Raw genomic sequence first — 13,925 nt, 5'->3', positions numbered from 1 at the left:
AGGCTTAAAACTCGAACGCTAATTGTGGCCTCCTTGAGTTAGCTATCACCAATCGGCGATGGTAGCTTAACTAGAATGTTGCGTAACCATTGAATACTCGGATCAACGTAAGGGTTGCTGGTAGTAATGGAATCGCTAAAAATGCGGCTAAAAATCCTAAAAAATAGAATACATTAAACGGGTCTTGAAAGTCTTTGTTATCTGCCATGATTGCTTCTTGTTTTTGTTAGTAAAGGTAAGTGTCTGGCGAACCAAACCCGCTTTGCTAAATCGACATTTAACAAAAAAGCATAGCCACACCATTTGCGCAACTATACCTTAATCAATTATTCACAAAAACCGAGGAAATATAGGGTTAATCGGTGGACCCTTGGTGTATGTCTAAACTAAAACTGGCCGATCCAAGCAGGCTCAATGATAACTGGCCGCCTTGTTCAATCGGAAGATCCCGTGTAATGAAGTTCTTCTTACAGTTCTCACCCAAGCGCTCGCCCGCCGCAATATGTTGATTCAACTCGCCATTCGACCATTGTCCATCTAGACCCGCAGGTAAAATAGAGATAGTTCCCACAGCAAGGTCAGCAACACCAAACAAAGCATTAACTGGGGTTGAACATTTAGAGCAACGAAGCCCCTTCTCCAAAATCTCCGCAATATCTTTGAGATCAACGTTAAAATCTTTTCGATTTCTTATGTAATCGTGGAATAACGCTCTTACCAACAATGTGGTCGCTGAGCCACCGTTATCAGAAGATGACGAATCGACGAGGTAGAAAGCAAACTGCCCATTCATCATCCACGCATAATCAAACACAAGTGGCATCATCTCTGTTGATTGTAGTAAGCGGTAACTACAACGCCATGAGCCTTGTCGCGTGTCTTTCTCAGGAAGCAGCGCGTGCAATAAGTCTCTTGCCGCACTAGGGTTATCTTGCAAGTGATTTAGGTGCCAATGCAGTTCTTGGTCTTCAGGGATCTCTCCTCCGTCATCAACGCAGAACCATTGGCTTGAAAAATCTCGTAGGTCTGAAATGTTATCGAACGAATCGGTTAATGTATTCGCAATCGCACTGCCTAAATGACCGTGATCCTCCAGAGGTTTGACTAAAAAGTCTTTGATACCAAATCGTAATGCTTTCGCCACATCTGACATATCATCCGTACCAGACACAACAATCATAGGCAGTGACGGATACTCTAAACTGAGCTCTTCTACAAGCTCGATGCCATCCAGAATTGGCATTGATAAGTCACACACAATTAAATCTGGCGCAGAATCTCTAAGCTTTTGCAGAGCGTCCAGCCCATTTTCAGCCTCAACCACTTTATAACCAATCTTGTCTAAATACGCGCTGGTTATCCGGCGAAAAATAGGATCATCATCAACCAACATAATGCATTTTTGATTGAGAGCTTCCTGAGCCGAGGTCATAACTGGCTGACTGTGAGTTTTGTACATAATCTCTAACCTCACAAAACTAAGTCGAATTATTATTGTTATCTGTTCCAAGAACTAATATAAAACTTAGTAACAAATTGCTAAATACACAAATACGTACTCTTTACTGGAAATTCGTGACAAGGGTTGGAATACTGGTAAATAGTGCAACGAATTGACGTAACGCAAACATTGATCTCACTATTACGTATAAATTAGATGAGATTGTAAACAAATGTGTCTGGATTTATGAAATTAGATGATTTAAACCTCTTTCGACTTGTCGTTGAAAATGGGAGCTACACCGCAACATCACGCAAGACTATGATTCCGGTTGCGACCATTACACGACGCATCCAAGCCTTAGAAGATTCACTAAACCTAAGACTTCTCAATAGACACGCGCGTAAACTCTCTTTAACAGAGGCAGGCGAACGTTTCTTCAACGAATGCTCTCCTTTACTGCAACGTCTCTCTTCTACTGCAGAAGAGCTAACTGACGAGTGCAAAGGTGCTTCCGGTAAAATTCGTATTACGGCACCCTCAAACCTGACCCAACGCATGATGATGCCAATGTTCAGCGACTTTATGACTCAATACCCTGATATTAATATTGAGCTGATGATGAACAACCAAGCCGATCAGCTTGATCCAACTGAGTGGGACGTAATTTTCAGAGTCGGCCCACAACGTGATTCAAGCCTAATCGCAAGAAAGATCAGTGAAGTAAAAGACATTCTTATCGCAAGCCCTGACTACTTAGCGAAGAACCCGGCACCAAGCCATGCTGAAGAGTTAGCAAACCACTCGCTACTCAAAGGCTACCCGCTGATTAAGTGGCAACTAAGTAATTCCAATGAAGAGACGGTAGTGAATAGCGAGCAAGGCCGATTCAACGCGAATGCGCTCAATGTAGTAAAGCAGGCCTGTGCTGAAGGCCTAGGTATCACCCTAATGCCTGACGTCATGATCCGCGAATACATTGAAGATGGCAGCTTTGTCCAAGTTTTAGAGGACTGGAGTGCTAACCCTCGAGATATTTACATGCTTTATAACCACAAAGACCACCTGCCAGAGAAAGTTAGATTGTTTATCGATTTTGTGATCGCATACCACATTCACTAAGATTCAATCCCTTTCTCAGCAAACAAAAAAAACCAGAGTCGATGCTCTGGTTTTTTATTACTCATTATTATGAGTACGCTAAGCGCCTTCGTTATGTAGCTCTAAGTTAGCCAAATCTTGTTGGATCTCACGCTCAATCTTTGAATCGTCATTACGTAAAGAATCTAGGAAATCTAGGTACGCTTGGTCGATATCGCCCGTTACATACTCACCGTTGAATACGGATGTATCAAAACGAGAGATGTCTTGATTACCCATACCCACTGCAGAGATTAAGTCTGGTAACGTTTGGAAGATCAACGCGTCTGCACCAATCTGCTTACAAATCGTTTCGTTATCACGACCATGAGCAATTAACTCAGTCGCGCTCGGCATATCAATGCCGTAAACGTTCGGGAAGCGAACCTCCGGAGCGGCAGAAACCATGAATACTTTGTTTGCACCAGAATCACGAGCCATCTCAATGATCTGCTCTGATGTTGTACCGCGAACGATAGAGTCATCAACCAGTAGAACGTTCTTACCTTTAAACTCAGAACGAATCGCGTTGAGTTTACGGCGAACCGACTTCTTACGCTGTTGCTGACCAGGCATGATAAACGTACGACCAACGTAGCGATTCTTCACAAAACCTTGACGATATGGTTTGTCAATCGCTTGAGCAATTCGTAGCGCAATATCGTTCGACGTTTCAGGAATTGGAATTACCACGTCAATGTCTAGGTCTGCGTACTCTTCTTTAATACGCTTACCTAACATCTCACCCATCTCAACGCGCGCGCTGTAAACCGAAATTTTGTCGATGAATGAATCAGGACGAGCAAAATAAACAAACTCAAAGATACATGGGTTTAACTGAGGGTTATCTGCGCATTGTTTAGTGAATAGCTCACCATCGAATGTTGCGTAAATAGCTTCACCAGGGGCAACATCGCGCATAAAATCAAAACCAACAGCGTCTAACGCTACCGATTCAGACGCGACCATATACTCTGTTTTACCGTTAATTTCACGCTTACCAAGACATAATGGGCGAATACCATGTGGGTCACGGAATGCGATCATGCCATGGCCGATGATCATCGCTGTCACTGCGTAAGCACCACGAATAGTACGGTGCACGTTTGCAACTGCGCGGAAAACATCATCTGAAGTCACATTACCTTTAACGGTATCGATCTCATGAGCTAATACGTTCAGTAGAACTTCAGAGTCAGAGGTTGTGTTGACATGACGGCGGTCTTTTTCGAACAACTTCTCACGAACTTCACTTGCATTCGTTAGGTTACCGTTGTGCGCCAACGTGATGCCAAATGGAGAGTTTACGTAGAAAGGTTGAGCTTCAGAAGCACTCGAACTTCCCGCTGTAGGATAACGAACATGACCAATACCCACGTTACCTTGAAGGCGCTGCATGTGTTTTGCTTCAAAAACATCTTTAACTAAACCGTTCGCCTTACGCAGACGGAAACGATTGCTTTCTATGGTACAAATACCAGCGGCATCTTGGCCACGATGCTGCAATACCGTTAAAGCGTCATAAATAGACTGGTTTACAGGTGTTGAACCCACGATTCCAACAATACCACACATGTCCTAATCCTCGATTTTCGACATTAACTGGCGCTAAAGCGCGCCAGATAAGAAACTAGATGTTGCTTGTAAATGCTCGAAGAACGGCGCAATGATTCGGCTAAACTCCGGAACCAATTGCGAATTCTTCCACCACTCAGAACTTGGGAATGCAGTAAACGCATCCATGAAAAACAACACAGCCGAAACAATCAAAACACCACGTAGACCGCCAAAGACGACACCGAGGATTCTGTCTGTACCCGACAGGCCTGTTTTCTGAACTAGTTGACCGATGACATAGTTAACTAAGGCACCAACAACTAACGTTGCAACAAACAATGCTGCTATCGCAGTTCCGTTTCGAAACATCTCATCTTCGATATTGGTGAAGTACATGGCTAATTTAGCATAGTACTGGCTAGCAATAAAAAATGCTCCAAACCAAATAACAAGTGACAACGCTTCTTTAGCGAAACCGCGAACTAAACTGATCACGGCAGAGAAGCCGATCACGCCTAAAATGACAAAATCTAACCAATTCATGAATTCTTCATCTTAAGTTGGCGCGCATTTTAACAGAAAAAATGCTGACGCAAACGTTTTCTTATGGATTTAACGGTTTAAATTTGAGCAACTGGCCTTTTGAACCCGTAATTTTTTCTAATTCCTTAATTTGTCGCTCAAGTTTGGATTTAGACACATCCGGGCCAATAATTACTCGCGTAAAAGTTTTTTCTTGCTTGGTGTGAGCTTGGTAACCACGCTTCTGTAAATCCTTAACAACGTTTTTTGCATTGTCAGCATTCTTTAAAGCCATCAATTGAATGATCCAAGCACTATCTTGGTATTCATTTTTTTCTGGTACCGGCTTAACCACCACTGCCACTTTGTCTGCTTCTTTTTCAGAACCCGACGCCGTTTGCGAACCTGAATTATCATCAACACCGCTTTCAACCACTCGCTCAACCGGAGAGTCCGGTAGCGCTATCTGATCTTCAACAGGATCGAGTACTTCAAACACTTCAACATTACTATCAAGCTCAGGCTTAATCGGAATGCTTGCAAACTCTTCTTTATAGTGGAGCTTCTTACCATCTAGCACATCGGGTAATACAATCACGCCAATGGCCACTAAAATGATGGTACCGACTAATCGGCTTTGGAATTTACTTGCCATTTAGTTTCCTTTTTTCTGCCAATGCTCCAACACTTCACCCACGGTATGGAAAGAACCGACAACCAACACAACATCGTCATCTATAACAGAAGCTAAAGCCGCTTCAAACGCTACAACAGGGTTTGAATACTGCTCTACACCTTCAGGTAAGCTTTGACACAATTCAGCGGCTGTTGCGGCTCGTGGGCCGTTCAGCGAAGCTGGGTACCAATGTGTTGTTATTGGTGCTAATACTTCCAATGTCGCGGGGATATCTTTGTCATGAAGCATGGCGACTACAACGTGTAAATTTTTGCCTGCATACTTCTTCGCGACTTGCTGCGCAAAGTACTCAGCAGAATGCGGATTGTGTGCTACATCAAGCACAATCACTGGTTGTTCGCTAATTTGCTGCATACGCCCAGGAAGCTGCGCATTCTTCATGCCGTTAACAACGTTCACATCACTAATGCTTAGTTCTGAAGTACCTAATGCCATCAGTGCGGTGGCTGCGTTCGGCAGCGGTAAGCTTGGGATAGGTAGCGATTCTAATTGGAATGCACCACTGCGCCAGTTCCAAGTATCACCATCTACATCATAGGTGTATTGAATCCCTACTTGGTAGAACTCAGCGTTAATATCATCAGCGTGTGCCGCAACCGTAGCTGGTGGCTTGGGTTGACCACAGATAGCTGGTTTACCGCTACGATAAATGCCCGCTTTCTCAAAACCGATCACATTTATGTCATCACCTAGCCAGTCAACATGGTCGACAGCCAAACTAGTAATCACAGAAACGTCATGCTCAACGATATTGGTCGCGTCTAAACGTCCGCCTAGACCCACTTCTAACAATACAACATCAACCGCGTCGGTTTGAAAAGCACGTAACGCTGCTAAAGTGCCATATTCAAAAAAGCTAAGGCTGATTTCACCACGTTCTTTCTCAATGAAATCGAAAGACTGAACCATCTTTTGATCAGACAGATCTTTGCCATTGATACGAACACGTTCGTTATAGCGAATTAAGTGAGGGGAGCTGTAGACACCAACAGAGTAACCAGCATCCAATAGAATAGCTTCCATGAGTGCACATGTTGAGCCCTTGCCGTTGGTTCCAGCAACAGTAATAACATGTTGAGCAGGTTTGGTGAGGTTTGCCTTAGAGGCGACCGCTTGAACTCGGTCTAAACCAAGATCAATAGCGCTTGTGTGGATGTTTGATAAATAATCAAGCCACATCTCCAAAGAGGATGTGGCTTGAGGAATAGGTTGTTGACTCATCTAACTCATAACCATAATTAAGTAGGTTTGTTAGAAGGTACTTTACCCTTTTTCTGGCGCTTCTGGTACTTCATAAGCAGCTTCATTCGGTGAATCGTTCACAGAAACTACTAATGGTGAAGGCTGATTGGTCATTTTAGCAACAAGGCTAGCTACGCGCTGACGCATCTCACGACGGTCAACGATCATGTCGATAGCACCGTGGTCTAGCAGGAACTCGCTGCGTTGGAAACCTTCAGGAAGGTCTTCACGTACCGTTTGTTCGATTACACGACGTCCAGCAAAACCGATAAGCGCTTTTGGTTCACCAATATTGATATCGCCAAGCATTGCTAAACTTGCAGAAACGCCACCCATTGTTGGATCAGTCATGACTGAAACAAACGGAAGGCCTTTCGCAGATAAACGCTCTAGTGCAGCACTGGTTTTTGCCATTTGCATGAGAGACATCAATGCCTCTTGCATACGAGCACCACCACTTGCAGAGAAACAAACTAAACCACAGTTGTTCTCAATAGCAGCATCTACCGCTTTCACAAAACGAGCACCAACAACAGAACCCATTGAGCCGCCCATAAATGAGAACTCAAACGCACACGCGACGATAGGTAAACCAAGCAGTTCGCCTTTCATTGCAACTAATGCGTCTGTTTCACCACTGTTCTTTTGAGCAACAGAGATACGTTCTTTGTAACGCTTAGAATCTTTAAACTTCAGCTTGTCTTGTGGCTCAAGATCAGTACCTAGTTCAACACGATCACCTTTGTCTAGGAATGTATCCAGACGGCGACGTGCTTTCATACGCATGTGATGGTCACATTTTGGACATACTTCTAGGTTACGCTCTAGTTCAGCATGGTAAAGAACCTGCTCACAAGAAGTACATTTAGTCCAAACACCCTCAGGGATTGACGCTTTACGAGATGTTACGATGTTGCTTTTTTCTAAAATCTTTTCAAGCCAACTCATGGAAGACCTTTTTGTTTCGATTCCTCCGCTTGATTGCGAAAGAAATAAATTTGGGAATTATGCCGGGAATTAAAGCACATAAAACAGCGACTGTAGATAAAAAACTGGTTGTACCTATTTTCCGTGACTATTTTACGCACGAAACCGTAATATTTTTTGAACCTAAGTCTCACATTTAGTTCAAATTATCCGGCAAAAATAGAGGACCAATAGGCTCTCTAGGTAGTCCAAAATGTTCAGGATAATCAACATCTACTAGGTATAAGCCTTCCGCTTTCGCTGTCGCGCCTGCCACTTTTCGGTCTTTAGCCTCTAAAAGCCACTGAATCCACTCTGGTTTTTGATCACCTTTACCTACCGCAATTAGGCTACCAGTAATATTCCTCACCATATGGTGAACAAACGCATTCGCTTTAATATCGATCACTATGTAATGCCCATGCCGAGTCACGTTTAAGTGAATCATGTTTCTCCATGGGCTACGAGATTGACAATGTGTTGCCCTGAACGAAGTAAAGTCATTCTCACCAAGTAAGTACTGACCCGCTTCATGCATCTTTTTCTCATCAAGGTGACCATGGTAATGGCTCACACCTGAATTCAAAATGCCAGGACGTAAAGCATGGTTAAAGATAATGTAGCGATAACGGCGTGCTGTTGCAGAAAAACGAGCATGAAAATCCTCATTCACTTCCGTTGCCCAACGAACGGCAATATCCTTTGGCATGTTGGCATTTGCGCCCATTGTCCACGCAACCATTTTGCGATCGACATTAGTTTCAAAGTGAACGACTTGTCCCGTACCGTGAACACCGGCATCTGTGCGACCAGCACACATAACTTCTACAGGGTGATTCGCGACAACTGAAAGAGCCTTTTCCAATTCTTCTTGGACACTTTTCACGTCTCGTTGGCGCTGCCAACCAAAGTAGTGGGTACCGTTATATTCAATACCTAAAGCAATTTTCATGTTCTTGTTCTCTTTGAAAATGGGCGAGAAGTATATACGGAAATGAGTGCTAGCCCAAATAGGATGGGGCTAAAACTTCAATAAACATTCACTACCGCCTAGACGGTGGTTTTAGCAAGCCAAATAAAAATAGACGCTAACTGTATCGCCCTAAAATAGAGGGTAGCCAACGCTACCCTTTATAATTTTTTGAGTTTATCGACCGTTTAACGTATCGATAAGATTCTTTGCCTCTCGACGAATATCATCACTGCCGTCAACGATAGCCTCTTCTAGAAGCTTAATTGCACCTTGCGAGTCACTCATCTCGATGTAGATTTTAGCCAAATCGAGCTTACCAGCGGCTTCTGCGTTGCTGTCGACATCATAATTACCAATGTCACCGATAACGTCTGGGAATTCATTTAGGCCCACATCTAGCTTCAACTCTTCGTCATCTGGACTAATCGCGTCTTCGCCTTCTTGCTCAACTTGAGCCATCAGCTCATCAATCGTCATGTATTGCTTATCACGACCTTTGTCTGACTCGGTTAGGTTGTCTTGTTGAGCCCAATTCTCTTGTTTGATTTTTGGTTCAGCTTGTTGATCTGCCGACGCCCAAATCTCCTGTTGATCATCAGGCACATCATTATGCATGCTCGATTTCTGCTCAGGAGCTAGGTTGAAGCCTTTCCAGTCTTCGCCGCCAACCTCAAGCATGGCGTCAATATCGAGCCCGGCACTATCAATCGATGTAGCATCCAGTGGCTTGTCGAACATACTGTCGACAGAGTCTTGAACATCTTCAGAAAGTAATTCAGCCAATGCTGTCTCATCAAAATCCTCAAAACCTTCTAACAGACCGTCTTGAACTATTGTAGGCACTGAGCTTAAGTCAGAAGGTGCTGGACTTAATTCTGATCGTGCTGAGTTTAATCCTGACGTCGAATCGGGTGATTCGTCAGGTTGTGTGAAACTAGCCAAATCAGACTCTTCTGCACCAGAGAAGCCTTCTGCGTCAGAGAAACCTTCTGTATCCGAGAAATCATCACCATGACTAAAACTCTGCGGGTTTGAAAATAAGTCATGCAGCGCATCTTGTTCTTCACCCTGTGGGCTGAAAGAAGTCAGTGGCGTTGGTTTCTCAGCAAACGCATCGGAGATGGCTTCGTCTTCACCGTATTCCGGCAAATCCAACTCATCGAGCTCTACGCCTTGCTCTTCCGCTACAGGCTCAGCACTGCTTTGTTCGATGTCATCTAAGACAGAGTCGGCTTTTGCGCTCTCTTCATCGTATTCAGGCAGGTCAAGGTCATCGAACTCAAACTTTTCGGACTCAGGCGCAAGATCTTGCTCTAACTGCGCTTCGTCCGGTTCGCTAACCACTTCCGCCAACGCTTCTTCTTCGCCAAACTCTGGAAGCTCTAAATCATCAAACGAGAACTCATCTTCGCCTTCTTGCCCTAGAGCGTCAGCTTGTTTCGGAGCTTCAACTTGAGATGCCGTTTCAGCTTGAGACTCGACTTCGGCTTGTGGCTCAGATGTTGATTCTGATTCAGTGTCAAACTGAGGCTCAACAGCAGGCAATACTGGTTCTGATGTTACTTCAGCATCCGTTTCCGCTAGTGCATCTTCTTCACCAAACTCTGGAAGCTCAAAGTCATCAAACGAGAACTCTTCTTCGCCTTCTTGTTCTAGAACTTCAGCTTGCGGTGCCGATTCTGCTTGAGTTTCAGTGTCTAGTTGAGAATCAACAGTAGGACCAACTGGTTCTGGTATTACTTCAACATCAGCTTCTGCCAATGCGTCTTCTTCATTAAACTCAGGAAGTTCGAAGTCATCAAACGAGAACTCGTCTTCGCCTTCTTGCTCTACCGCTTCAGCTTGTTCCGTTGCTTCTACTTGAGGTTCGGTTTCAACTTGTTGTGCAGCTTCAACTTGTGGTTCATGGTCTAACTGAGGTTCAGTATCTAACTGAGACTCAACAGCAGGAACCACAGGCTCTTCCGCTACTTCATCAACTTGTGCCAATGTTTCTTGTTGAGCCGTGTCATCTTCAATCAGCCAATCATCGTCTTCTGGCACACCGAATTCATTTGGAACGATCTCTGGCATATGTGCAGCACGAACTGGCTCTGGCTCTGGCTCTGGCTCTGGCTCTGGCTCTGGCTCTGGCTCTGGCTCTGGCTCTGGCTCTGGCAAGGATTCAACGATATCTTCAAACTGATCGCTACCTTGGATTTTCGGTTCAAAGTCAAAATCAGAGGCAACGTTCGCAGGCGACTCTACATCGTCTATGGCTTCGGCTAACCAGTCTTCAACCGTCTCTTCATCATCTTCAGAGACATCATTTAAAGACGATGGCGATACTTGCTCTTCGAAACTAGCAGCGATGTCTTCACGCTGTTCTTGGACGTCGGCTTCTTTCGGCTCTGGTTCTGCTTCTTGTTGTACAGTTTCTTCTTGAACTCGCTCTTCAAAAACTGGTTTGTCAAAATCAGAATTTTCAGAGAGCAGTGAGTCAATATCCAGTTCATCATCTTCAACCGATGATGCGGTTTCTTCCGCTGATACTATTTCTTCCGCTGACACTTCGTTGCTGTCTGAAAGAGACGCTTGCTCTGGTTCAACCGTATTTTCAATTAATGACTCAATAGGCTCTTCTGTCGCTGGCAATAAATCATTGTCATCAGAAGTCATTAACTCATCAATCAATGCTTCGTCTGTTGTTTCTAGCGAGTCATCAAGTAAAGCATCTGTTGCCGGTGCGACACCGAACAAATCATCGATAAAGTCATCACGATTAAAGGCTTCACCATTTTCTGGCTTAACGTCAGCACTGTCTTGAATCATTTCCGAATCTAACGATTCATCACTAACGACTTCAGGTTGTGGTGTTTCACTAATGTCCGATGCTTGCTCAGGCTCAACTTCAGGTGTTTCTGAGGTTAACGGAGTAAGCTCGACCTCTGAATCCTTTTCAGACTCATCGCTGGCGTTGTCAAAACCAAAGGCTTCGTCTAACTCTTTATCAAACGCCTTCTCTTCAGGTTCAAGCTCGTCTTCAATACCACTTGTCAGTAGATCATCAAATGGATCTAAGGATTCTGAATCTTGTTCATCGGTTTCACCTACTGATAGATCATTACCTAGCAGTTCATCTAACGTCTCGTCACCTTCGATGGTAAGTTGAGCATCATTGGCGTCATCGTCTAGAAAATCATCTAGTAGGTCTGTGCTCTCGGCATCGAGTTCAAAGTCATCATCAGAATCATCAATCAACTCATCCAAGGTTTCAGTACTGTCTTCTGAAATATCTAGCTCATCATCGGTCGACAAGCCTGAGAGTTCTTCGAGTTCAGATAATGAGTCAAAACCTAGAGGATCACTCTCGGACTCATCATCCGATTCATCTTCCAACATATCATCTAGGAGATCTGTTGAATTACTGAGATCAACATCATCCCCTGTCAATTGCTCATCGAGCAGATCGACACTGCCTTGAGTTTCTTCACTTTCGGCTGGCAGATCAAACTGAGAAAGGATGTTATCGATATCATCATCAGACGCCAAAGCGCTGTTTAGATTCTCAGCAACCTCGTCATCATTATCGAGATTTAGAGGCTCATTGACTTGATCGTTCTGAGCCGCAACCTGAGCGAAGATGTCATCAATATCATCTTCTACACTAGGAGCCGAAGGTTGTGACGTCTGCTGCTCCGAGATCAACGAATCGATATCAAATTCATCGTTGCTCACATCCTCAGGTGTAGTATCGCTCTGTTGTTCAGAGATAAGCGCATCAATGTCAAAATCATCGGTTGCTGATGTGTCGGTATTAGAAATCGAATCACTTTGCTCTTCTGAGATTAAAGCATCAATATCAAAGCCGTCATCATCTTCATCATCAAGCGCAAATAGATCGTCTAATAGAGATTGGTCTAGTTCGTTAGAGCCTAGATCTTCAGTCTCAGATTCCTGTGATAGTAGCGATTCAATATCTTCATTCGACATTGAGTTATCATCTGAAAGATCAAAGTCGGCCTCATCAGAACCGAGTTCGCTTTCTGATGTTTTATCGAGTGCGCGCTCCATCTCTTCAAGACCAAGCGCCTTTTCATCGCCATTGACACTAATGCCGTTGCTGCTGTCTAACTCCAGATCATCGAAGTTAGTGTCTAAATCACCATTTTCGCCAATACTCGCAAATGGGTCATCATCGTCATCATCGAGATTAAAATCGAGATCAGAATCATCTAGACCTGCAAATACATCTTCTTCAGGCGATGCTTGGTCATCAAATAACTTATCAGCATCATCTTCATTGCCAAATTGTTCATCGTCTAAAGACAACTCATTATCAAAGTCGTCCATCTCGTCGCCTAAAGCGACAGGCGCGACGCTACTTACATCTGACTGAATTGATTGGTCTTGTGTCGGCTGCTGCTCGTCATTTTTAGAACGGCGCCCCAACAAGATCACGATGATAAGACCAAGTAGAAGGCCTGGAATAACCGCAAGAGCAGTAACTAACCAACCATTTGATAACAATTGATCCATGGCACTTGGAGCCATTTTTGCAATCTCAGCGTTCTTTCTACGCTCTTCATCAAGCAGCTTCTCCACTTCGCTACGAATGCGGTCTTCATCACTAAGTTCTGTTTTTAGCTCATCTACTTCCAATTGAACATTCGACAACATCAGACGAAGTTGATGGTTTTTCTCTTCAAGTGACAATAGCTCAGTTTCTGAAAGCTCTAGCTGTTTCTCTAGCTTGTTCATCTCTCGGGTTGGAGTCGATTGAGCTGGAGATGATTGAGTTGGAGACAATGGCTTTTTAGCGGTTTCTGCAGCGCTTACTTGCTTTGCAGGAACAGCATTGTTTGAGCTTGCATCAGGGCGGCTTGACGCTTGCGCTGTTTTTGGCTTTGACACTGCGGGTTTAGTCACAGGAGCATCGAGCTTAGCAAGGTGCGCATTCATGATGTTAACGGCTTGCTGCGTCGAGCTTGCACGCGCTTGCTCTAAAGAAGGCACACGTAAATTACTGGCAGGCAGCAGGCTGTGGATATTCTGGTTTTCAAACGCTTGCGGGTTTAAACGATAAATAGCCAACAAAGTTTGCTGAACTGAAACGGAATTATCAGGGCGTAACTTTGAGGCAATTGACCACAATGTTTCCGACCCCAGGGTTGGGCCATAAAAACGAGAAGGCCCAACACGATTCAATTGTGCTCTTTGAAGAGGTTCGGAAAACGTAGGCGCTGATTGTATCTGGCCATTAGGCCCTACAACTCGAATGGAATCTGCACGAACAACGGAAATCTGAGTCGCCATGAGAATGGCAAAAGGCATTAACCACGGCTTGAAAAATTGAAACATAAAAGGCTCAGCTAGGTGCTTAAATTCAAATAAATTGATGAACTGTT

Annotated in this window: 10 protein-coding genes; 1 reads left to right on the top strand and 9 read right to left on the bottom strand. The window is 44.2% G+C overall.

All coding sequences use genetic code 11. The features are described 5' to 3' along the window. Window positions 1–70: 70 nt before the first annotated feature. Window positions 71–208, bottom strand: a complete 138-nt coding sequence (locus Q5H80_RS04260) for a hypothetical protein (RefSeq protein WP_004734169.1) — start codon at window positions 206–208, stop codon at window positions 71–73. A 147-nt stretch (window positions 209–355) separates the two neighbouring features. After that, complete coding sequence (locus Q5H80_RS04255; protein WP_304568943.1) at window positions 356–1,459, bottom strand: response regulator; 1,104 nt, start codon at window positions 1,457–1,459, stop codon at window positions 356–358. Window positions 1,460–1,687: 228 nt separating this feature from the next. On the opposite strand from Q5H80_RS04255, the gene Q5H80_RS04250 reads away from it, so the two are divergent. Next, complete coding sequence (locus Q5H80_RS04250; protein ID WP_304568942.1) at window positions 1,688–2,563, top strand: LysR family transcriptional regulator; 876 nt, start codon at window positions 1,688–1,690, stop codon at window positions 2,561–2,563. Between the two features lie 78 nt (window positions 2,564–2,641). On the opposite strand, the gene purF is transcribed toward Q5H80_RS04250, so the two are convergent. The 7 genes from purF to Q5H80_RS04215 all read right to left on the bottom strand — a co-directional run bounded on the left by purF (window position 2,642) and on the right by Q5H80_RS04215 (window position 13,878). Then, window positions 2,642–4,156 carry an amidophosphoribosyltransferase gene (purF, locus tag Q5H80_RS04245; protein ID WP_269334968.1) on the bottom strand — a complete coding sequence of 505 codons (1,515 nt, stop codon included), beginning with the start codon at window positions 4,154–4,156 and terminating at the stop codon, window positions 2,642–2,644. A gap of 33 nt (window positions 4,157–4,189) precedes the next feature. Further along, window positions 4,190–4,681 carry a CvpA family protein gene (locus Q5H80_RS04240; protein ID WP_009848678.1) on the bottom strand — a complete coding sequence of 164 codons (492 nt, stop codon included), beginning with the start codon at window positions 4,679–4,681 and terminating at the stop codon, window positions 4,190–4,192. 61 nt (window positions 4,682–4,742) lie between these two features. Continuing rightward, the gene (locus tag Q5H80_RS04235; RefSeq protein ID WP_304568941.1) at window positions 4,743–5,315 is read right to left on the bottom strand and encodes an SPOR domain-containing protein; all 573 of its coding nucleotides are present in this window, start codon (window positions 5,313–5,315) and stop codon (window positions 4,743–4,745) included. Further along, window positions 5,316–6,578 carry a bifunctional tetrahydrofolate synthase/dihydrofolate synthase gene (folC, locus tag Q5H80_RS04230; protein ID WP_304568940.1) on the bottom strand — a complete coding sequence of 421 codons (1,263 nt, stop codon included), beginning with the start codon at window positions 6,576–6,578 and terminating at the stop codon, window positions 5,316–5,318. A 42-nt stretch (window positions 6,579–6,620) separates the two neighbouring features. Then, window positions 6,621–7,547, bottom strand: coding sequence for an acetyl-CoA carboxylase, carboxyltransferase subunit beta (accD, locus tag Q5H80_RS04225; protein WP_102249273.1), 927 nt, complete (start codon window positions 7,545–7,547; stop codon window positions 6,621–6,623). 175 nt (window positions 7,548–7,722) lie between these two features. Next, window positions 7,723–8,517, bottom strand: a complete 795-nt coding sequence (gene truA / locus Q5H80_RS04220; RefSeq protein ID WP_009848683.1) for a tRNA pseudouridine(38-40) synthase TruA — start codon at window positions 8,515–8,517, stop codon at window positions 7,723–7,725. A 195-nt stretch (window positions 8,518–8,712) separates the two neighbouring features. Continuing rightward, window positions 8,713–13,878: a FimV/HubP family polar landmark protein gene (locus Q5H80_RS04215; RefSeq protein WP_304568939.1), complete on the bottom strand. Its 5,166-nt coding sequence runs from the start codon at window positions 13,876–13,878 to the stop codon at window positions 8,713–8,715. Window positions 13,879–13,925: the final 47 nt, after the last annotated feature.

It is taken from the genome of Vibrio sp. SNU_ST1, from assembly GCF_030563405.1.
GTDB lineage: Bacteria > Pseudomonadota > Gammaproteobacteria > Enterobacterales > Vibrionaceae > Vibrio.
Note: the sequence above shows the minus strand (reverse complement) of the source record. Positions and strands in the feature narration are given on the sequence as shown.

Bases quoted from the DNA above. Each gene is read 5' to 3' on its own strand.
- Q5H80_RS04235 (WP_304568941.1), bottom strand. From the start codon at position 5,315: ATGGCAAGTAAATTCCAAAGCCGATTAGTCGGTACCATCATTTTAGTG.
- Q5H80_RS04250 (WP_304568942.1), top strand. From the start codon at position 1,688: ATGAAATTAGATGATTTAAACCTCTTTCGACTTGTCGTTGAAAATGGG.
- Q5H80_RS04255 (WP_304568943.1), bottom strand. From the start codon at position 1,459: ATGTACAAAACTCACAGTCAGCCAGTTATGACCTCGGCTCAGGAAGCT.
- accD (WP_102249273.1), bottom strand. From the start codon at position 7,547: ATGAGTTGGCTTGAAAAGATTTTAGAAAAAAGCAACATCGTAACATCT.
- folC (WP_304568940.1), bottom strand. From the start codon at position 6,578: ATGAGTCAACAACCTATTCCTCAAGCCACATCCTCTTTGGAGATGTGG.
- purF (WP_269334968.1), bottom strand. From the start codon at position 4,156: ATGTGTGGTATTGTTGGAATCGTGGGTTCAACACCTGTAAACCAGTCT.
- truA (WP_009848683.1), bottom strand. From the start codon at position 8,517: ATGAAAATTGCTTTAGGTATTGAATATAACGGTACCCACTACTTTGGT.
- Q5H80_RS04215 (WP_304568939.1), bottom strand. From the start codon at position 13,878: ATGTTTCAATTTTTCAAGCCGTGGTTAATGCCTTTTGCCATTCTCATG.
- Q5H80_RS04260 (WP_004734169.1), bottom strand. From the start codon at position 208: ATGGCAGATAACAAAGACTTTCAAGACCCGTTTAATGTATTCTATTTT.
- Q5H80_RS04240 (WP_009848678.1), bottom strand. From the start codon at position 4,681: ATGAATTGGTTAGATTTTGTCATTTTAGGCGTGATCGGCTTCTCTGCC.